The sequence below is a fragment of the Nocardiopsis sp. TRM 82005 genome, from assembly GCF_056312425.1.
The window spans coordinates 287,119-307,022 of record NZ_JBWDTQ010000005.1 but is presented as its reverse complement, the minus strand read 5'-3'; the positions used below and the strand labels follow the sequence as shown (position 1 = coordinate 307,022).

Here is a 19,904-nt window from a genome sequence, read left to right as displayed (position 1 = left end):
TGTCCAGCGGCCGACCGCGCCCCCGTGTCGCCGTGGCGGAGCTCCGTCAGTCCTGCCCGTCCTCGGCGCGGCCGGGGCCGCCCTCCCCGGAGCCCCCGTCCCGGGGTTCGTCGTCGCTTCGTGGTTCGGCGGTGTTGAAGATCGTCACGCGGGTGCGGCGCACCAGTTCGCCGCGCACCCCCGCGCCGTCCTCGGGACGCGCCGGACGGCCCCGCCGGGTCACGGCCCGGCGCGCGGCCTCCAGCTCGTTGGCCAGGTGGAACACCTGCTCGCGCAGTTGTTCCACCTCGTGCTCCAGTTCCAGGATCCGCTTGATTCCGGCGAGGTTGATGCCCTCTTCCTGGGAGAGTTGCTGTACCTGGCGCAGCGTCTGCACGTCGCGCATGGAGTAGCGGCGTCCGCGGCCGGACGCGCGGCCAGGCGAGACGATCCCCAATCGGTCGTACTGTCGCAGGGTCTGGGGATGCATCCCCGCCAGCTCGGCTGCCACCGAGATCACGTAGACCGGAGCGTCAGCGCCGAAGGAGTCGTTCACTTCATTCACACACCCTTCGCCCGCGACTCGAGACCGTCGCGCGGGTCGTAGTCGGAGGTCGCGGCGCGGAACTTCTCCAGAGCCTCGCGCGCGTCACCGTTGAGTGTTCTCGGCACCGCCACCTCGATGGTGACCAGCATGTCGCCCGTGGTGCCGTCCTTGCGGGTCGCGCCCTTGCCGCGCACCCGGAGCTTGTGCCCGTTCTGCGTGCCCGGCGGGATCTTCACCGTCACCGGGAAACCTTGGAGGGTGGGGATGCGCACATCGGCACCGAGCGCGGCCTCGGGGAAGGTCACCGGCACGGAGATCGTCACGTTGTCACCACTCCTGCCGAACACCGGGTGCCCCTTCACATGAACGACGATGTAGAGGTCGCCTGCCGGGCCGCCGTTCTCGCCCGGTGCGCCTTTGCCCCTGATACGGATCCGCTGCCCGTCGGACACGCCGCCGGGGACGCGGGTCTGGATGGTGCGGGTGCTCTTGCCGCGCCCGCTGCCGGTGCAGGTGGGGCAGGGGTCGTCCACGACCAGGCCTCGGCCCTTGCACTCGCTGCACGGCTCGGACAGCGAGAAGCCGCCCAGGTTCGTGTTCTCGTGCCCGGTCCCGGAGCACTTCGGGCACATGCGCGGGGCGGTCCCCGACTTGGCACCGGTGCCCTTGCAGGTGGGACACGGCGCCTCGCTGGCCAGCTTGAAGGAGCGCGTGGCCCCCTCCGCCGCCTCGCGGAAGGTCAGTGTCGTCTCGGTCTCGATGTCGGTGCCGCGCCTGCTGCGGGTGCCACCGCCGCCGCGCCCGCGGCTGCCGAACAGACCGCCGAAGAGGTCGCTCAGACGCTCACCACCGGGGGCTCCGCCGGTGCCGGTGCCCTGGCCGAACAGGTCGCCCATGTCGAATCCGCCGGGGCCGGTGCCGCCGCCGGGCCGGTAGGACCCGCCGAACAGCGAGCGCGCCTCGTCGTACTCCTTGCGGCGCTTCTCGTCCGACAGGACGTTGTACGCCTCGGAGATCTCCTTGAAGCGCTCCGCCGCGTTCGGGTCGTCGGCGTTCGCGTCAGGGTGGTTCTCCCGGGCCAGCTTGCGATAGGACTGCTTGATCTCGTCCTTCGAGGCGGTCTTTGAGACTCCGAGGACCTTGTAGTAGTCCTTCTCCAGGTAGTCCTTGGTGCTCATCGACTGGTGCCTTCTCCCGCTGGTGCCGGTTGCGTCCGATGCTTCCACGTGGCCCCGAACCCTTTCGGTCCGGGGTCCGTCTCCGGCCGCGGCCCCGCGTGAGCGGTGGCCGCGGCCGGAGGATCACGGGCGGACCCGTTACTTGTTGTCTTCCCCACCGTTGGCGTCGGTGTCAACCCCGCCGGACGGCTCGGGGGCGTCCGTGCCCTGTCCGCCGGCGGTGGACTCCGACGACTCGGCCGCAGCCTCGTCGCCCTCCTCCACCGGGTCCCCGACGACCACACGGGCCGGACGGAGGATCCTCTCACCGATGCGGTACCCGGGCTGGAACACCTCGATCACCGTCTGGTCGGAGATGCCCGGAACCGGGACCAGGGTGAGCGCCTCGTGGAGATTGGGGTCGAACGCGTCGCCCTTCTCCGCGTACCGCTCCAGGCCCAGCTTGGTGGCCGTGGCCTCCAGGGCCTCGCCCACCGCCTTGAACCCGCCGTTGAGCTCATCGTGCTCACGTGCGCGTCCGACATCGTCCAGGATCGGCAGGAGTTCGCCGACGACCTGGGCGGTGGCCATCTCGCGGACGGCCACGCGGTCGCGCTCGACGCGCTTGCGGTAGTTGGCGTACTCCGCCTGTACCCGCTTGATGTCGTGGGTGAGCTCGACGACCCGCTCATCGGCGTTGATCGCGTCCGTCACCACCGACTCCGGGGTGTCCGGCACCTCGGGGGCGTCGTCCTCCAGGTCGGTCTCGACGACCTCTTCCTCGACGACCTCGGGGATCTCCTCGGTGGCGTCGCCCTCGGCCTCTGGGTTCCTGACCTCACCGGTCTCGGGGTCGATCCGCCGGTTGTCGCGGATCACCGGCCCCTGGCGCTCCTCACCGTCGCCGGTGCTGTTCGTGTTCTCCGACGGAGCCATCTGCGACGTGCCCTCCTTCCTCGACTTGGCCTCGGGCTAGGACTGGTTGCCCTTGCCGTTGTCCTCGTCGACGATCTCGGCGTCCACGACGTCGGTGTCGTCGGCGGAGCCCGAAGCGCCCTGGCCCTGGTCCTGGCCAGCGCCGCCCTCGGCGCCGTCCTGCTGGCCCTGGCCGTAGATCGCCGAACCGATCTTCTGGCTGGCCAGCGCGACCTTCTCGCTCGTGGAGCGGATGGTCTCGACGTCGGTGCCCTCAAGAGCGGTCTTCAGCTCGGCGATGGCCGCCTCGGTCTCGGAGCGCACGTCCGCGGGGACCTTGTCCTCGTTGTCCTTGATGACCTTCTCGGTCTGGTAGACGAGGGACTCGGCGTTGTTGCGGACCTCGGCCTCCTCGCGGCGCTTGCGGTCCTCCTCCGCGTACTGCTCGGCCTCGCGGACCATCTTGTCGATGTCCTCCTTGGACATCGCCGAACCGCCGGAGATGGTGACGGACTGCTCCTTGCCGGTGCCCAGGTCCTTCGCGGTGACGCTGACGATGCCGTTGGCGTCGATGTCGAAGGCGACCTCGATCTGCGGGACGCCGCGCGGCGCCGGGGGCAGTCCGGTCAGGTCGAAGACACCCAGCTTCTTGTTGTACTGGGCGATGTCGCGCTCACCCTGGTACACCTGGATCTGCACGGACGGCTGGTTGTCGTCGGCCGTGGTGAAGATCTCCGAGCGCTTGGTCGGGATGGTCGTGTTGCGCTCGATGAGCTTGGTGAACACGCCGCCCTTGGTCTCGATGCCCAGCGACAGCGGGGTGACGTCCAGCAGCAGGACGTCCTTGACCTCGCCCTTGAGCACACCGGCCTGCAACGAGGCGCCGATGGCCACGACCTCGTCCGGGTTGACGCCCTTGTTGGGCTCCTTGCCGCCGGTCATCTCCTTGACCAGCTCCACGATGGCGGGCATACGGGTCGAGCCGCCGACGAGGACCACGTGGTCGATGGCGCTGAGCTGGATCCCGGCGTCCTTGAGGACCTGCTGGAACGGAGCCTTGGTCCGCTCGACCAGGTCGGAGGTCAGGCGCTGGAACTCGGCGCGGCTGAGCTTCTCGTCCATGTGCAGCGGGCCCTCGGCCGAAGCCGTGATGTAGGGCAGGTTGATCGCCGACTCGCTGGAGCTGGAGAGCTCGATCTTGGTCTTCTCCGCGGCCTCGCGCAGGCGCTGGAGAGCCATCTTGTCCTTGGACAGGTCCACGCCGTTGGAGTTCTTGAAGCGCTCGACCAGCCAGTCGACGATGGCCTGGTCCCAGTCGTCGCCGCCCAGGTGGTTGTCACCGTTGGTCGCCTTGACCTCCACGACGCCGTCGCCGACCTCCAGGAGGGAGACGTCGAAGGTACCGCCACCGAGGTCGTAGACGAGGATCGTCGCCTCGTCCTCCTTCTCCAGGTGGTAGGCCAGCGCGGCCGAGGTCGGCTCGTTGATGATGCGCAGGACGTTGAGACCCGCGATGGTGCCGGCCTCCTTGGTGGCCTGGCGCTGGGAGTCGCTGAAGTAGGCCGGGACGGTGATGACCGCGTCGGTCACGTCCTCGCCCAGGTAGGCCTCGGCGTCGCGCTTGAGCTTCTGGAGCACGAAGGCGCTCATCTGCTGGGGGTTGAAGGTCTTGTCGTCGATCTTCACCGACCAGTCGGTGCCGATGTGGCGCTTGACTGAGCGGATGGTGCGGTCGACGTTGGTGACGGCCTGCCGCTTGGCCACCTCACCGACGAGCACCTCGCCGTTCTTGGCGAAGGCGACGACGGACGGGGTGGTGCGGGAACCCTCGGCGTTGGCGATGACCGTCGGTTCGCCGCCCTCCAGGACCGCGACACACGAGTTCGTCGTACCGAGGTCGATTCCGACCGCACGTGCCATGGTTGCTTCCTCCGTCAAAGTTGAGTCGTTCAGGCACAATATTGCTTCGTCGAGTAGCGGCTGTCAAGTCAGTTGAGCCAACCCGACTCATAGTAAATCCTACGCCCTGACAACGGCTGGACGGGCTGGGATGTTCCCGGCCTGGGCATTCTTCGCGGGGGATACGGGACGACTCCGGGACAACTCGGGGAGATCCTTGATCTGGAAACCAGGGGTTCTCAGGGGAATCCAGGGGTGCTCCCGGGGCGCAGCCGCGGGGGCTGTGGCCACAGGTCCGAGGGCGTGGTCGCACCATTTCCGGGCATGCCGCAACCTGGTATCGGGGGAACGGTGAAGTCACCGATACCCCCGTCGAGTCGTCCCGTGACCGCCGTCCGCTACACATAGGACGTGCGGTGTGTTTCGAACTCCGTTCGGACGCACCCGCGCGGTCCGCCGTGCCAGTGCCGACCAGTGCTGGCGCACACGCGCCGACCGGGTTCCGCGGCCTGGTTCGCGTGGCGACGGCGGCGCTTCCGGAGGGCCTTCGGGAGCGCCGGGCCGTCCGGTGGCGGACGCGCTATTACTCGTAAGTAACATAGACTTGGACCGCCGGTGTGTGGCGCACCGGACGACGAAGCAGGATGGGAGGCCACGGACGATGCTGTACCTGACACTGGGCATCATCACCTCGGTCTTCGCCGTGGTCGCGTTCACCATGTTCGCTCTGGGCATTCGCCAGATCGTGCGAACCGTGGGTGTGGGCCGTACGGCGGAGCCGGAGCGCAAGGGGCCGTTCGGCCAGCGGCTCACCATGACGCTCATCGAGATCCTCGGACACGGGCGGATGCTCAAGCGGCCCTGGGTCGGTGTCGCCCACTGGTTCGTGATGGTCTCGTTCCCGCTGTTGGTCTTCACGGTCGTGGAGGCCCAGGGAGAGGTCTTCGATCCGCACTTCAAGCTGCCGATCATCTACGACTGGGCCCTCTACGGCCTGGTCATCGAGGTCATCGCCGCGGCCAGCCTCGTCGGTATCGTCGGCCTGACCGTCTACCGGCTGCTCAACGGCCCCGGCCGCCTCGGCCGCCAGTCCCGGTTCACCAACTCACGGCACTGGACCGCGTACTACGTCGAGGCCTACCTGTGGGGCCTGCTGATCTCGATCTTCGTGATCCGCGGTCTCAAGTCCGCCATGGGCGACTTCCCCTTCCCGGCCTGGGCCACGCCGGTCTCCACCGGTCTCGGCGCGATCCTGCCCGGCGACCCCGCGGTCGCCGAGCCCGCCATCGCCCTGGTCGCCGCGTTCAAGCTGGTCATCAGCTACATGTTCTTCGTCGTCATCGCCCGCGTGCTCACCATGGGCATCGGCTGGCACCGCTTCCTCGCGCCGTTCAACATCTTCTTCAAGCGCAACGCCGACGGCTCCCCGTCGCTGGGCGGCGCGAAGCAGATGATGGACAGGACCGGCACCAAGCCCCTCGACTTCGAGGAGGCCGACCCCGACGAGGACCCGTTCGGCGCGGGCAAGCTGGAGGACTTCACCTGGAAGGGCCTCCTGGACTTCAGTACCTGCACCGAGTGCGGACGCTGCCAGTCCCAGTGCCCGGCCTGGAACACCGGCAAGCCGCTCTCGCCCAAGAAGGTCATCCTCGACCTGCAACAGCACGCCTACGAGAAGGCCCCGTACCTGCTCCAGGGCATCACCGAGGAGACCCTCGCCGAGCAGCCCGACGAGAGCCACGCGGGCGTGGACGTCCTCTCCCTCCTCAACAAGCCGCTGGTGGGCACCGAGGAGGAGGGTGGCGTCATCCACCCCGACGAGCTGTGGGCCTGCACCAACTGCGGTGCCTGCGTCGAGCAGTGCCCGGTCGACATCGAGCACATCGACCACATCCTCGACATGCGCCGCTACCAGGTGATGGTCGAGTCCAACTTCCCGTCCGAGGCCAACACGCTCCTCAAGAACCTGGAGAACAAGGGCAACCCGTGGGGCATGGCCGAGGACCGGCGCATGGACTGGGTCGAGGAGCTGGCCGCCAAGGAGAACCCGGTCGAGGTCCAGGTCGTCGAGGACAAGCTGCCCGAGGACACCGAGTACCTGTTCTGGGTCGGCTGCGCCGGTGCTCTGGAGGACCGCGCCAAGAAGACCACCAAGGCCATCGCCGAACTGCTGGACATGGCGGGCGTGAAGTTCGCCGTCATGGGCGGCATGGAGGCCTGCACCGGTGACCCGGCGCGCCGCCTGGGCATGGAGTACGTCTTCCAGATGCTCGCCCAGCAGAACGTGGAGACACTGAACGAGGCCGGTGTCACGAAGATCGTGGCCAGCTGCCCGCACTGCTTCAACACCCTCGCCAACGAGTACCCGCAGCTCGGCGGTACCTACGAGGTCATCCACCACAGCCAGTTGCTGGCCAAGCTCGTGGAGGAGGACAGGCTCACGCCGGTCAACTCCGTGGACGAGAACATCACCTACCACGACCCCTGCTTCCTGGGCCGCCACAACAAGGTGTACACGCCGCCGCGCGACATCATGGCGCAGGTCCCCGGGGTCAAGACGAAGGAGATGCACCGTCACAAGGAGCGGGGCTTCTGCTGCGGCGCCGGCGGCGCACGCATGTGGATGGAGGAGCGGATCGGCAAGCGCATCAACACCGAGCGTGTGGACGAGGCGCTGACCACCAACCCCGACACCGTCTCCACCGCGTGCCCGTTCTGCCAGGTCATGCTCGGCGACGCGATCAACGAGAAGAAGTCGCAGGGTGAGGCGAAGGAGTCGCTGGAGGTCGTGGACGTCTCCCAGCTGCTGCTGCGCTCGGTCCGGGGCGAGGAGGCGCCCAAGGAGGCCGCCGCCGACACCCAGGGCTGACGCCCGGAGTACCTGGGAGTGGCCGGGGCGCCGACCGCGAGGTCGGGCCCCGGCCACTCCCACGTCTGGCCGGGGCCGCGGGAGGCACGGGGCCGCGCACCGCGACACGGTCCGTTCCCGGGCCCGTCCCCTCGTCAGGAGGGGGCGAGGTGTCCGGTGAGGAAGTCGTCCACCGTGTGCCGGGCGACCTGGCTGGCGAACCCTCCCCAGTTGAGGTCGAACATGTGTTCCGCCCAGGGGATCTCCAGGTGCCGGTGCGGGACACCGGCGGCGTCGAGCCGTGCGGCGAGGCGCCGGTTGTCCTCCACGTCCAGAAACAGGTCGTGGCCGGACATGACCAGCAGGGTGGGAGGGGTGTCGGCGGAGACGTGGGTCAGGGGTGAGCTCAACGCGTACTCCCCGGGCACCTCGTCCGGGGTGCCGCCCATCATCCGCCTGGTGTCCTCGGCCAGCTCCTCACCGATCGGGGAGTGCCGCTGCCGCCACGGCACCTCGGGGGCGTCGGCGGTCCCGTCGGCCACCGAGTACCACGCCACGACCGCGTCGACACCGGTGTCCGGTACCGCACAGCTCGGCGGGATCTCCTCGGTCGACGTGTACCCGGCCAGGAGGGCGAGCAGACCGCCCGCCGACTGGCCGGTCACGGCGACCCGCCCGGGATCGGCCCCGTACTCCCCGGCGTGCTCGCGGGCCCAGCCGATCGCGCACTTGACGTCGGACACCGGCGCTGACCAGTCCCCGTCGGGGAAGTAGCGGTAGTCGACGTCGAACACCACGTACCCGCTGTCGGCGAGCCACGTGTCCCAGCGGGGGAGGAGGCTCTGCGGCAGGTCGTCCGCGCCTCCGTGGACGTTCACCACGATCGGCAGCGGGGCGTCGCCGTCCCGGTTCGCGGGCTCCCACACGTCCAGTTCCAGATCCTGGGGCGTGGAGGCGTCCTCGGCGCCGGAGCCGTCGGTCCGCAGGTAGACGCGGGTCTCGGGTGCGCGGTCGGTGCTGGTGGCGAGTCCGGCGGTGTACTCGCCGAGGCTGAGCGGGACGTCCTCGGCGCGTGCGGTGGACCAGACCGCGGCGGGCGGGACGAGCGCCGCGACCAGTACGACACCGTTGGCCGTGGCGGCCAGAGCCGCGAGGCGCCGCCTCCACACCGGTCCGGCGCGCCCGGCGTCCGCCTTCGCGCGCGGCCGGGGGCGTCTCACCGCGACGAGGGACAGCAGCAGGCCGACAGCGGCCAGCACGGCGAACACCAGGCTGAACTCCAGTGCCAGCAGTCCGAACTGCCACGCCGACCAGGTGGGCGGCGGCAGCAGGACGAGTGCCACGGCGCACGTGCCGATAAGGGCGGTCGCACCCGCCACGGCGACAGACAGCCAGTGTCCGGCCATGGCCAGTCGGTCTCGCGTGAAGAGCCGGGGGGTCATACGTCCTCCTTCTGATACGCGTGTATCGATACGACTGTATCAGTGTATGGAGTGTGTCAGAATACGGCCGTGCCCAGGTACGTAGACAAGGACGAACGCCGCCGCCACGTGGCCGCCGCGCTCCACCGGATCGCCGCACGGGAGGGCTTGGAGAGCGTCAGCATCCGTACCGTGGCGACCGAGGCGGGGCTCTCCGTCGGCGCCGTCCAACGCGATTTCGGCACCAAGGACGAACTGCTCCGCTTCGCCCTGCGCGAGGCGCTCGCCAACGTGGCAAGGCGGTTCTCCGGAATCCGTGTCGGCCCCGGAGGGCTGTCCTTCGCTGAGGGGCTGCGCCGGGTCCTCACCGACCTGCTGCCCACCGACGAGGAGCGTCTGGCCGAGGCCCGTGTCTGGTCCGCGTTCTACGCGAGAGCCGCCGTGGACGCCGACTTCGCGGACACACTCGCCGAGCTCGACGTCCAGGCCCGCGCGGCCCTCCGAACCGCCGTCGCCCACGCCGCCGAGCAGGGTGAGCTGGCACCGGGCCAGGACACGGACGCCCTGGTGGAGCTGCTGCTGGTCCTGGTGGACGGGATCTGGCTCAGCGCCGTCCGCCAGCCGCCGGGCGCCTCGCTGGAGGCCCAGCGCGCGGCGGTGACGGCGGCCGTCGCCGCCGTCACCGCCGAAGGGCGGCGGGGAGCGCACCGCGGATGACATTTGTCAGTGGGTCCTCCGGGAGGTTCCACACCGGCAGCCGGTGACAACGGCGTCTGTCCGGCGGCCCCGGTTCGGCGGGAACCTGGGTGTATGACGACGACAGCGAACACCGAGGCGGCCGACCCCAGCAGCCGGGAGACCACCGGACCGGTGGTGGCCGTCCGCGACCTACGCCAGCACTACGGCGACTTCGAGGCGGTCAAGGGGGTCTCCTTCGAGATCCACCCCGGCGAGCTCTTCGCCCTCCTCGGAACCAACGGCGCGGGCAAGACCACCACCATCGAGACCCTGGAGGGCTTCCGCCGCCCCAGCTCGGGCACCGTCCGGGTCTTCGGGACCGACCCCTACGGCCAGCCCCACGGTGTCCGTGAGCGCACCAACGCGGTCCTCCAGGGAAGCGGCCTGCTGGATGACCTGAGCGTCGACGAGACCATGGACCTCGCCCGCGACCTCGCCGCCGCCCCCCGATCCGCCGCCGAGATCCTGGACATGGTGAACCTGGCGGACAAGCGCAAGGTCGCGGTCCGGCAGCTCTCCGGAGGTCAGAAGCGCCGCCTGGACCTGGCCCTGGCCCTGGTGACCCGGCCCGAGGTGCTGTACCTGGACGAGCCGACGACCGGCATGGACCCCGAGGCACGGCTGGAGACGTGGCGGATCATCTCCAACCTGAAGCGGGACGGGGTCGCGATCCTGCTCACCACCCACTACCTGGAGGAGGCCGAGCGGCTCGCCGACCGGCTGGCGATCATGCACCGCGGCGAGGTGAGGGTCGAGGGCACCCTGTCCGGCGTGTTGGCGGGCTGGGGCGACCGGGTGAGTTTCCTGCTCCCCGAGGACGTGCGCACCGGCGACCTGCCCGAGCTGCCCGGCACCGAACTGGTCGTGGAGACACGCGACCACACCCCGTGGGCCACCTACACGGCCATGGGCGAGGACGTGGCCGACCGGGCGCACCACGCGGTCGCGGCGCTCGTCGCGTGGGCGGCCGAACGCGGAACCACGCTCAAGCACCTCCAGGTCCGCGGCGCCTCCCTGGAGGACGTGTTCCTCCGTGTCGCGGACGGCGCCGCCGAACTGGCCTGACGCACGCCGCCGCGTTCCGCGCCGACCCCGCCCCGCAGAGCCCTTCGAGGAGACACCGCCATGAGCACGAGCACCACCGCACCCGCCGGTGAGACCACCAGTCCCGGTCTCCGGCCCACCGCCAGCTGGCTGAAGCAGGGCCTCCGCCTGGCCCGGACCGAGTTCACCCTGTTCATGCGGTACAAGACCGCCTGGATGTACCTGGTCCTACCGCCGTTCTTCGCCTTCATGGCCATGAACCTCCCGAACAACGAGGTGGTCCCCGGCTTCGGGACGGGCCAGATGGCCATGGTCGCCACCATCGGCTCCATCGGGCTCATCCTTGGCGTCGGACATCCCTCCAACGTGTTCACCGCTCGGCGGGAGGCGCTGGTCCTCAAGCGGCTGCGGGTCAGCGGGGTGCCCCAGCAGGCGATCTTCGGCGGTGTCATCGCGGTCGTGGTGGTCCTCTCCCTGGCCATGATGGTGGTGGTGGCCGCCCTGGTCTTCGCCGTCTTCGGGAGCCTGCCCCGGGACCCGCTGATGCTCGTCGTCGCCGTCGTCCTCAGCGCCGTCATGTTCTCCCTGCTGGGGCTGCTCCTCACGACGGTCGTCCGCAACGCCGAGGCCGCCCAGATGATCTCGATGCTGCCCATGATGGTCCTGCTGTTCCTGGGCGGCGGCATCATCCCGTTGGAGGTCCTGCCGGAGAGCGCTCGCGTGGTCGTCGGCTTCGTTCCCTCCCTCCCCGCCGGGGAGATGGCACAGACCGCCTACTCCGGCTACGACGCCTTCCGGGGCTTCGGTGAGGGGGAGGAGAAGAGCTACGCGGGCCTGTGGATCGCCGCCCTGCCCTCCATCGGAATCATGCTCGCCTGGATCACGGTGATGGGGCTGCTGGTGCGCCGGTACTTCAGGTGGGACCCCCGCCAGCCCTGAGGGGCGGCGGTACCGAGGTGTCGGGGAGGCCGGGGACGGACGGCCTCCCCGGCACGGGACACTGGACCCGTGTCCACGGTGCCCGGGGAGAGATCCCGGACCGGCCAGGAACCCGCTCACGAGGAGGCACCGCGTTGACAGAGAACGGGACGCCGTCAGCCGGGGACGCCCGGAACGACCGCAAGCTCCGCGTCGCCAGGCTCATCATCCTGGGATCGATGGCGTTCCTGCTCGTGATGCTGTTCGTCTTCCCGCTGATGGAGGCGGCCATGGCCGCGGACGACCTCTCCCTGTGGCGCCCCCTCGTCGCTGAAGTCGCCGCGGTCCCGCTCAGCGCCGCGCTCGTACTGATGCTGCGCAGCAGGATCGACGGGCGGCGCGACCCCGACCCCCGTCTCTACTGGGGGTCGATCGTGCTGGCCGTCATCGGCAGCGCCGCCCTCCAGAACCCCCTCACCTCCATGTTCTTCCTGGCCGCCTGGTGGGGGATCGGGGTGTTCGTGACGCCCCGCGGGCGTGGAGTCGCGGTCACCCTGGGGTTGTTGGTACTGCCCTGGTTGTTCATCCCGCTCGTCCCCACGGACGTCAACCTCCTCTCCTTCCTGGTGATGTGGGTCGGCGCGGTCAGCTGGGCCCTGGTCCTGGCCGCGGGCTCCCTCGCCTCCCTCTGGCTGTGGGACGTCACCAACGACGCGGTCCGGGGGCAGGCCGCACGCGCCCAGCTCGCGGTCACCGAGGAACGCCTGCGTTTCGCCCGGGACATGCACGACCTGCTCGGACACAGCCTGTCGGCCCTGGCGGTCAAGGCCGAACTGGCGGGCAAGCTGGCCGAACGCGCGCCGGAACGGGCCGCCGCGGAGATGAACGAGGTGCACGAACTCGCCCGCAAGGCTCTCCAGCAGGTACGCACCGCGGTGAGCGGCTACCGCGAGGTCGACCTCGCGGATGAGGTGGAGTCGGTGAGCGCCGTCCTGGCCGCCAACGGCACCCGGGTGTCCGTCACCGGGCTGGACGGTCTGGTGCTGCCCCCGGACCGGGCGGCGCTGGCCGCGTGGGTGGTCCGGGAGGGCGCCACCAACGTGCTGCGGCACAGCGACGCCACCGAGTGCCAGATCGTCTTCACACCGGCCAGGGACGTCGCGGTGGGCCGGGCCCTGGTGGTGGAGGTGTCCAACGACCGGGCACGCGGGAACGGGACCTGGGAGGAGTCCTCAGGCAACGGGCTGGCGGGGCTGTCCGAGCGTGTCTCGATGGGCGGAGGGTCCATGTCGGCGGCGCGCACCGGTACCGGCGGTTTCCTGCTCCGGACCGTGATCCCCCTCTGAGGCCCCTCAGAGGAGCTCCACCGTCTCGAAGGCCGCGTCGACGGCGGCGGAGGCCTCCGGCCCCTCGCCCGTGTTGAGCCCGAGCATGAACGAGCCCTTCTGGTCGACCGTCTCCACCAGCAGGAACCGTCCGTAGGAGACCTCCGCGCCGCCGCCCACGGCGGCCTCGAACGCTGAGGCGCCGTCCACCTCGGTCGGGCCGGAGGGTTCCACCCGGAGAGATCCGGTGTCGGTGACCAGGTCGCCCAGCGCGTCCAGGGCCAGGCGCGCTCCGGCCACGGGTAGCGACTCCCCCGGGCCGAGGTCCCCGCTGCCGGTCACGATGAACGCGTCGGGGTCGTCCGGGGACCCGTACACCGCGTGCGAGGAGTACTCCGGAGGGACCTCGTCGTCGCCGAGCCGCTGCCAGTCCTCGCCCGGCAGCTGGTAGGACAGCCCCGACGCGGGGTCCTCGACCGTGCCCTCAGGCACGCGGGCGTCCTCGTCGGCGTTCCCGGCCGCGGAGCCGCCCGGAGCGGTGTCCTCCTCGCTCTCAGCGGTCCCGCCGCTCCCATCGGACGTGAGGGGGCCCGAACCGGAGAGGAGGCCGTTACCGGACAGGAACAGGCCCAGGCCGGCGGCGGTGACCAGTAGGAGGACGAAGGTTACGGCGAGCGCGACGGCCAGCGTCGCCCGGCGCGTGGAGTCGGGCCCCTGCCGGGGGCGGGGACGCGTGTCGACACCGCCCCGGGTCTCCTGGCGGTCCGGATCCTCTGGCTGCATGTACCTCTCCTGGAAGGTGTCCTCTGCGGGGCGCGAGGGGGCGCCCCGCAGAGGAAGTACCCACTGGGAGAGCGAAGGGAGCCGGACACGGGTGGCCGGATGAGGCCGTTCCCCGCCGAGGGGCGGGAAACGTGGAAGAACCGGTCCATGCCGTCAGGGCGGCCATGCGGTGAGGGGGAGAACGGGCGGGTTCCGTGCCGTGAGGGGCCTGTTGAACGGCACCGGGAGCATGTCGGTGAACGGCGGCGCCTCCGGTAGGACGCGCATCCCGGGGAGCAGGGGCCCGGTGTCGGGGAGCACGTGGGTCCCGGGTTCCTCCTCACGTGGCTCGGACGGCCGTGTGCCCGGGGCCCGCTCCGGAACGCGCGGGGAAGGCCCGGTCGGCCGCACGGCCCGCCCTTCGGCCCGGTCCGTTCGCGCGTCCGCCGTGTCCGGCCGGGGATCCTCCGCCCCGACGCCGTTCCCGGTTCCGTCGCCCCGGGGCGGGAGCCCGAGTACGCGGTCGATCTCGTCCGGGGTGAGCTGGTGGTCGGCGTCGGCCACGGCGATGAGCACCTCGGCGTACAGCTCGATCTCATCCAGCGCGACGTGGTCGTGGAGGGTGGGACGGTCGTGCGGACGCAGGTCCGTGTCGTGTTCCACGTGCGCTCACCTCCCGGCGACGACGGTGTCGCGGAAGGTGTGCCGGTGGCCCGGTCAGGGCTGCCGTGGGGCACGGGCGCGACAGAACCGGTCCCACGCGGCATGGGTTTCCAGGGTATGCGGGAGCACGTGTCCGCACATGACCCGTGAGGACCAGAGCGGGGGTCACCCGTGTTAGCCAGGAGCGCTCGGTGCGGTGCTTTCGGGTCACCCCCAGGTGACGTCCTGGTGCTGGACCGCGAGCGCGGCGTAATGAGCCGGGGTGTGCTGGAGCACGAGCCGGTCGTCGTCGTTCAGTTCGCGGATCACCTTGCCGGGCACGCCCGCCCACAGGGTGTCCGGCGGGACGGTCTTACCGGGCGGGACGAGGGAGCCAGCAGCGACCAGCGCCCCCCGGCCCACGCGGGCGCCGCCCAGGACGATCGCGCCGATGCCGATGAGCGCGCCCTCCTCCACGACGGCGCCGTGCACCATCGCCTTGTGGCCCAGGCTCACATCGTCGTGCAGGACGGCGGGTTCGCCGGGGTCGGAGTGCAGGCCGCACTGGTCCTGGATGTTGACCCTGTCCCCGACGACGACGTCCTCACTGTCGGCGCGTAGCACCGACCCGTACCAGACGCTGCTCTGAGCGCCCAGGCGCACGCGGCCGACCACGACCGCTCCGGGCGCGATCCACGCGGTGGGGTGGATCTCCGGCCGTCCGAAGTCGGCGCCGCCCACGCGCGGCCCAGCGGATCCGTTCCCCGCGTCCGTCGCACTACTCATCTCGTGGCCCTCCCTGCGTCTTGTGCCGCCGTGTCCGTTCTCCCCCCGCGGGGCCGGACCAGCGGGAAGTTGACCGCTCTACCCCCGTACGGGGATGATCGCGCATACCTTAGTAAGAACGGGACCAGGGTCCGCACGGCGATGTACCTGTCGGGGATCTTGACGTGGTCGCTTCGCGCGTGTCTACCTTGGTCATCTGGACGGTGTCCACGACGCTACGCTCCGCTCTCGACCACTTCCCCCCATACGGCCGAGCCGACGCGGAAAAAGGACACTATCGGGCGGATGTCGCTAACGGGGCCCGATGGGTGTCCTTGTGACAATGGGTACGGGCAAACTCGCACCTTCTTCTATGCGCAGTCAAACGGTGTTAAGGACATGAAAGGCACATGAGCGATATGTTGCCGGGCGGCGGACTGCAACAAGACAGGTTCCCGACGGTGCGCAAGGGCGGCTACGACAAGGCGCACGTCGACGACTACTACGTACGGATGGACAACCAGTTCAAGAGCCTCCGCGAGCGCTTGCAGCGGATGGACGACGAGCTGGAGCAGTACAAGCGCGACCTCGCCATCGCCCGCGAGAAGGCTCAGGTCAAGCCTGAGCACGAGCAGATCAGCGAGCGCATGGCCGAGATCCTACGGATCGCCGAGGAGGAGGCCAAGGAGCGCCGCTCCAGGGTCGAGGCCGACGTGAAGGAGGCCGAGAAAAAGGCCCAGGATGAGATCGCCAAGCATCGCAAGGACTCCGAGCAGCACGCCGAGCGGATCGTCTCCTCCGCGCGCTCGGAGGCCACCGAGATGGTCGACAGCGCCAAGAAGGAGGCCGACCAGCTCCGCGAGCAGGCCAAGCGGGAGGGCGACCGCCGTCTGAGCGAGGCCGAAGCACGCGCGAAGAAGATCCACGACACGGCGGACCGCAGGCTCGCCACGCTCACGGCCACGCACGCCGAGGCGCTGCGCCGTCTCAAGGACATGCACTCGACCCTGGCCGACCTGGTCGCGGCCGAGGACGAGGCGGGCGTCCTGGAGGCCGGCCTGGCCCGGGAGGACTCGGCTTCCGCACCGGATCAGGCCGGCAAGCAGGACGGCGCGGCCAAGTCCGCTCAGCCCGCCAAGTCCGCTCAGCCCGCTCAGCCGGCCAAGCCCGCTTCTGGCAGGTCGGGGGAGGCCGAGGCGAAGTCGCAGGAGCCCGGACGGAAGGAAGCGGCCCGCTCCGAGGAGGCCGAGTCCGCCCAGGCCGCCAAGCCCGAGCCGGAGCGCAAGGAGGAGCAGTCCGAGGCGACCACCAAACTGCCTCCGCTCCAGCAGGAGACGGACGAGGCGACCGTGCGTATCAAGCCGGTGGCCAAGCCGGAACAGGCCGAACAGGATTCCCCGAAGGCCGGGCAGGCCCCGCCCGAGGAGGAGAAGGACGCTCAGGCGCAGGCCGCGTCCCGTCCTCCGCAGGGCGCACGTTTCAACGCTCCCGCGCCGGAGGGCGCCCAGGGCACGCAGCAGGGACGGCCTGAGGCGCAGCAGAACCACTCCGGCGGCCAGCAGGACCATTCGGACACGCGGGCCACCGGAGGCGATCCGGGTATCACCGGCGTATACCGCCGTCCGGAGTCCGGCCCGGGCCAGCAGGCTGGTCCGAACCAGCAGTTCGGCCCGAACCAGCCGCCCACGGGCGATGAGGGTGTTCGGGTCATCCGTAAGCCCTAGACGCCCCGATCCGACCGCGCCGCTCATGTGCCCGTGCGCCACGACGACGGGGAGCAGGAACGCCGTCCCTCGTGCGGAACGGTTTCCGGGGGTGGGGACGCAGTCCCCGCCCCCGGCGTTTTATGGCCAGTTGTAGGGTGGCGTCCGCCTTGTCACAGGTTGTCGGCTACGATGCCGACAGCCATGATTATCCGCGCGGCCATCCGGTCCGACCTCGGTGCGATTCTGCGCCTGCTCAGGGAACTCGGTGACACCACCCGCACGCAGAGCGCTCACGTCCGCATGTCCTCTGCGGCCGTACGTGCCTGGACGCGGATGGAGAACGACCCCGACCGCACGATCCTCGTCGCCGAGCAGCGCGGGCAGATCATCGGCACCCTGGACCTGCTGGTAGTGGCGAACCTGACCCATGACGCCCAGCCCTGGGCGGTGGTGGACAACCTCGTGGTCGACCCCCTGGCCCGGGGCCGGGGTATCGGCCGGGCCCTGATGGAGGACGCGCTGGACCGCGCCACACAGGCCGGGTGCTACAAGATGGAGCTCCTGTCCCACGAGGACGGGCGGGGCGCCCACCGGTTCTACGCCTCGTTGGGCTTCGACAAGTCCGCCGAGAGCTTCCGCCGCTACCTCTGATCCCGGTCGGTCGCGTGCTGTGCGGTCCCGTTTCCGGATGTAGGTAAACTCTGTTTACCTGGCAAAGCGATATCTCTCCTCACGTTTCGGTATGCGTGAGGTCTTCAGAGGTGTCAGCCTGGAGGACTGAAGCCAGATCACAGCCGCCAAGGGGTGTGCAGATGGACCGTCCGGAAGAGACCGGAGGCGGTGCTGGGCCGACGCGGGGCCGGGAGGCCACGAGGGCTCGCATCCTCGCCAGCGCCAAGGAGCTGTTCACCAACGAGGGGTACGGCTCGGTGTCGTCGAGGATGATCGCCTCGCACGCGGGGGTCAACGTCGCGCTGATCAACCGCTACTTCGGAGCCAAGCGCGGCCTGCTGACCGAACTCCTCCGCGAGGACGGCGTCTTCCCCGGGCTGATCGAGGGTGATCCCGCCACTCTCACACGGCGCCTGGCCGAACACGCGGTGAGCCGCATGCACGGTGAGGGCACCGCGCTCCAGCGCGCCCTGGACGACTCGGCGGGCGATCCCGACCTGCAAGCGGTCTACCAGGGACGGATCACCACCGCGATGATCGATCCCCTGACGACCTATCTGGGGGTGGACGGCGCACGGGCGCACGCATCCCTGATGGCGGCGGTGATGCTGGGGCTGACCCGGGTGCGGTTGGTCGAGGGGGCGACGGCGCTGAGAGACCTGAACCGCGAGCTGCTCACGAAACGGCTCCATGCTCTGCTGGACCTGTGCCTGGAGGACTTCGACGCACCGGAGGGGCCGGGTGGGGCGGAGAGGTCCGAGGGGCCGTTGTGATCTGGGACGACGGCCTTCGGGAGTGTGGAAGGCCGCCGTCCGTCAGCCTCAGGCCAGGGCGGGGACCGAGGCGATGACCGCCGCGACGGCGCCGACGGGCAGGAGGAAGGCCCAGTACTGCATCGGCACGAAGAAGAACGTGTGCGAGTTGCGGTAGAGCACGGGCTGACCGGTGGCGGGGTGGAAGCCCCGGACGGGGGCGTTGAGCTTCTGGCCGACGAAGAACACGGCGACCGAGGCCAGGACGAGTCCCAGTCCGGCGCCGAAACCGGCGCGCTCACTACCGAGGAGCGCAGCCGCACCGAATCCCAGGGGAACGGTGAAGACCGCCCCGATCAGCAGGACCAGAATGCCCCAGCCCTTCCAGATGATCATGGTGTGCCTCTTCGTGTTGGGGGAGAGTCTGTTTCGGACCTGCGTAGGTTAGCGGAGAACTACGACCATTTCCCCTTTTTTCGGCATTTTCGCGGTCCTTCCGCCACCATGCGTGCGCTGCCGGTGGAGGGCTCGGTGAGGACCGCGGGGAACGCGGTATCCGTAGGGGTGGTCCTGACGACATGTTTTGCCGTTACGGCAAAGAAGTTCGTGCTCCGCGGGTCCTGCGGGAAGAGTGGGGCGCGGAGGTGGCGGACATGGCCGACGAACACACGACGAACCCCCTGCCCCAGGACATGGGCGAGGACTTCTGGAACGAGCGCTACCGTTCGGAGGCGCGGATCTGGAGCGGAGAGCCCAATCGCCGCCTGGTGGCCGAGGCGGCTGGCCTGGCACCCGGCCGGGCACTGGACGTGGGCAGCGGCGAGGGGGCCGACGCGGTCTGGCTGGCCGAGCGCGGCTGGCGGGTGACCGCGCTCGACATCTCGACTGTGGCGTTGGAGAAGGGCGGGGCCCACGCCCGGGAACGCGGCGAGGACGTGGCCGGGCGGATTACGTGGACGCAGGCGGACGTGACCCGGTGGGCCCCGCCCGAGGCCGCGTTCGAGCTGGTGACGTCGCAGTACATGCACCTGGAGCCGAAGGACCGCGCGCGGCTCTTCCCGGCGCTGGCCTCGGCGGTCGCACCCGGGGGAGAGCTCCTGGTCGTCGCGCACCATCCCCGGGACCTGGAGGAGGGGGTGCCGCGCCCGCCGTTCCCGGAGATGTTCTACACGGGCGACGAGGTGGTGGCCGCCCTGCCCGAGGGGGAGTGGACGGTGCTGGTCGACGAGGCACGTCCCGGGGCCTCCACCATGGGCGGGAGGACCTACACCGTGCACGACCTGGTGGTCCGCGCCCGAAGGAGCGCCTGACCGCGTCCGCGGGACGGCTGGAGGGGCGGCTGTCCCGCGGACGGCCCGTCAGTCGCGGATCCTGGCCACCGCGTCGATCTCGACCAGGATGTTGGCCAGATCCGACCCCACTGCGGTGCGCACGGGATAGGGCGCGGTGAAGTGCTCCTCGTACACGGCGTCGAACTCGGCGAAGTCCGCCTTGAGGTTCTCCAGGTGGACGGTCGCCTTCACGACGTCATCCAGGGTCAGGCCGTGCTCGGCGAGAACGGCGGAGAGGTTGGCCAGTACCTGGGCGGTCTGCTCGCCCACGCTCGGTGCCACCCGGCCGGTCCCAGGCTCCTGCGGCCCGAAGCCCGCGGTGTACAGGAGCCCGTCCACGACGACTCCCTGGCTGTACGCGCCGGCGGGGACGGGGGCGTTGTCGGTGTGGACCGCCTTCTTGGACATCCGTGGACTCCTTCGCTGGAGGTGTGGCTTCGCGGCCGCGTGTACGTGCGCGCTGGCGCGGTGCCGGGGCGGACG

General features: G+C 70.0%; 19 protein-coding genes. 9 read left to right on the top strand and 10 right to left on the bottom strand.

Features of this window, described 5'->3' with window-relative positions; all coding sequences use genetic code 11:
* Nucleotides 1-46 precede the first annotated feature (46 nt).
* The 4 genes from AC0T5L_RS03895 to dnaK form a co-directional block, all read right to left on the bottom strand.
* Entirely contained in the window at nt 47-544 is a 498-nt protein-coding gene (locus tag AC0T5L_RS03895; protein ID WP_476163942.1) for a heat shock protein transcriptional repressor HspR, read from the bottom strand.
* Nucleotides 541-1,704, bottom strand: coding sequence for a molecular chaperone DnaJ (dnaJ, locus tag AC0T5L_RS03890; protein ID WP_476163941.1), 1,164 nt, complete (start codon nt 1,702-1,704; stop codon nt 541-543). The genes AC0T5L_RS03895 and dnaJ overlap by 4 nt, the downstream gene beginning before the upstream one ends.
* Before the next feature lie 138 nt (nt 1,705-1,842).
* The gene (grpE, locus tag AC0T5L_RS03885; RefSeq protein ID WP_476163940.1) at nt 1,843-2,619 is read right to left on the bottom strand and encodes a nucleotide exchange factor GrpE; all 777 of its coding nucleotides are present in this window, start codon (nt 2,617-2,619) and stop codon (nt 1,843-1,845) included.
* Between the two features lie 36 nt (nt 2,620-2,655).
* Nucleotides 2,656-4,518 (bottom strand): molecular chaperone DnaK, encoded by a 1,863-nt coding sequence (gene dnaK / locus AC0T5L_RS03880; RefSeq protein ID WP_476163939.1) that lies wholly within the window; start codon nt 4,516-4,518, stop codon nt 2,656-2,658.
* A gap of 640 nt (nt 4,519-5,158) precedes the next feature.
* Between dnaK and AC0T5L_RS03875 the strand changes: the two genes are divergently transcribed.
* Nucleotides 5,159-7,366 (top strand): (Fe-S)-binding protein, encoded by a 2,208-nt coding sequence (locus AC0T5L_RS03875; RefSeq protein ID WP_476163938.1) that lies wholly within the window; start codon nt 5,159-5,161, stop codon nt 7,364-7,366.
* A gap of 134 nt (nt 7,367-7,500) precedes the next feature.
* On the opposite strand, the gene AC0T5L_RS03870 is transcribed toward AC0T5L_RS03875, so the two are convergent.
* The gene (locus AC0T5L_RS03870) at nt 7,501-8,787 is read right to left on the bottom strand and encodes an alpha/beta hydrolase fold domain-containing protein (protein WP_476163937.1); all 1,287 of its coding nucleotides are present in this window, start codon (nt 8,785-8,787) and stop codon (nt 7,501-7,503) included.
* 69 nt (nt 8,788-8,856) lie between these two features.
* Here AC0T5L_RS03870 and AC0T5L_RS03865 point away from each other — a divergent pair, with 69 nt between their 5' ends.
* The 4 genes from AC0T5L_RS03865 to AC0T5L_RS03850 all read left to right on the top strand — a co-directional run bounded on the left by AC0T5L_RS03865 (nt 8,857) and on the right by AC0T5L_RS03850 (nt 12,812).
* Nucleotides 8,857-9,483, top strand: a complete 627-nt coding sequence (locus AC0T5L_RS03865; protein WP_476163936.1) for a TetR/AcrR family transcriptional regulator — start codon at nt 8,857-8,859, stop codon at nt 9,481-9,483.
* A 93-nt stretch (nt 9,484-9,576) separates the two neighbouring features.
* Nucleotides 9,577-10,569, top strand: a complete 993-nt coding sequence (locus tag AC0T5L_RS03860; protein WP_476163935.1) for an ABC transporter ATP-binding protein — start codon at nt 9,577-9,579, stop codon at nt 10,567-10,569.
* A gap of 60 nt (nt 10,570-10,629) precedes the next feature.
* A complete protein-coding gene (locus AC0T5L_RS03855; protein ID WP_476163934.1) occupies nt 10,630-11,487 on the top strand; it encodes an ABC transporter permease in 858 nt (285 codons plus the stop codon).
* 134 nt (nt 11,488-11,621) lie between these two features.
* Nucleotides 11,622-12,812 carry a sensor histidine kinase gene (locus AC0T5L_RS03850; RefSeq protein WP_476163933.1) on the top strand — a complete coding sequence of 397 codons (1,191 nt, stop codon included), beginning with the start codon at nt 11,622-11,624 and terminating at the stop codon, nt 12,810-12,812.
* A gap of 6 nt (nt 12,813-12,818) precedes the next feature.
* On the opposite strand, the gene AC0T5L_RS03845 is transcribed toward AC0T5L_RS03850, so the two are convergent.
* The 3 genes from AC0T5L_RS03845 to AC0T5L_RS03835 all read right to left on the bottom strand — a co-directional run bounded on the left by AC0T5L_RS03845 (nt 12,819) and on the right by AC0T5L_RS03835 (nt 14,981).
* Nucleotides 12,819-13,574, bottom strand: coding sequence for a hypothetical protein (locus tag AC0T5L_RS03845; RefSeq protein ID WP_476163932.1), 756 nt, complete (start codon nt 13,572-13,574; stop codon nt 12,819-12,821).
* A gap of 153 nt (nt 13,575-13,727) precedes the next feature.
* On the bottom strand, nt 13,728-14,216 hold the full coding sequence (locus AC0T5L_RS03840) for a hypothetical protein (RefSeq protein ID WP_476163931.1): 489 nt from the start codon (nt 14,214-14,216) through the stop codon (nt 13,728-13,730).
* Nucleotides 14,217-14,423: 207 nt separating this feature from the next.
* Entirely contained in the window at nt 14,424-14,981 is a 558-nt protein-coding gene (locus tag AC0T5L_RS03835; RefSeq protein WP_476163930.1) for a gamma carbonic anhydrase family protein, read from the bottom strand.
* A gap of 398 nt (nt 14,982-15,379) precedes the next feature.
* On the opposite strand from AC0T5L_RS03835, the gene AC0T5L_RS03830 reads away from it, so the two are divergent.
* From AC0T5L_RS03830 to AC0T5L_RS03820, 3 genes are all read left to right on the top strand, one after another.
* Nucleotides 15,380-16,684 carry a cell division protein DivIVA gene (locus tag AC0T5L_RS03830; protein ID WP_476164096.1) on the top strand — a complete coding sequence of 435 codons (1,305 nt, stop codon included), beginning with the start codon at nt 15,380-15,382 and terminating at the stop codon, nt 16,682-16,684.
* 183 nt (nt 16,685-16,867) lie between these two features.
* A complete protein-coding gene (locus tag AC0T5L_RS03825; protein WP_476164095.1) occupies nt 16,868-17,317 on the top strand; it encodes an N-acetyltransferase family protein in 450 nt (149 codons plus the stop codon).
* 161 nt (nt 17,318-17,478) lie between these two features.
* A complete protein-coding gene (locus AC0T5L_RS03820; protein WP_476163929.1) occupies nt 17,479-18,111 on the top strand; it encodes a TetR/AcrR family transcriptional regulator in 633 nt (210 codons plus the stop codon).
* A gap of 48 nt (nt 18,112-18,159) precedes the next feature.
* Here AC0T5L_RS03820 and AC0T5L_RS03815 read toward each other — a convergent pair whose 3' ends face one another.
* Nucleotides 18,160-18,486, bottom strand: coding sequence for a hypothetical protein (locus AC0T5L_RS03815; protein WP_476163928.1), 327 nt, complete (start codon nt 18,484-18,486; stop codon nt 18,160-18,162).
* Between the two features lie 257 nt (nt 18,487-18,743).
* On the opposite strand from AC0T5L_RS03815, the gene AC0T5L_RS03810 reads away from it, so the two are divergent.
* Nucleotides 18,744-19,400 (top strand): class I SAM-dependent methyltransferase, encoded by a 657-nt coding sequence (locus AC0T5L_RS03810; RefSeq protein WP_476163927.1) that lies wholly within the window; start codon nt 18,744-18,746, stop codon nt 19,398-19,400.
* A gap of 48 nt (nt 19,401-19,448) precedes the next feature.
* Here AC0T5L_RS03810 and AC0T5L_RS03805 read toward each other — a convergent pair whose 3' ends face one another.
* Nucleotides 19,449-19,829 carry a RidA family protein gene (locus AC0T5L_RS03805; RefSeq protein WP_476163926.1) on the bottom strand — a complete coding sequence of 127 codons (381 nt, stop codon included), beginning with the start codon at nt 19,827-19,829 and terminating at the stop codon, nt 19,449-19,451.
* Nucleotides 19,830-19,904: the final 75 nt, after the last annotated feature.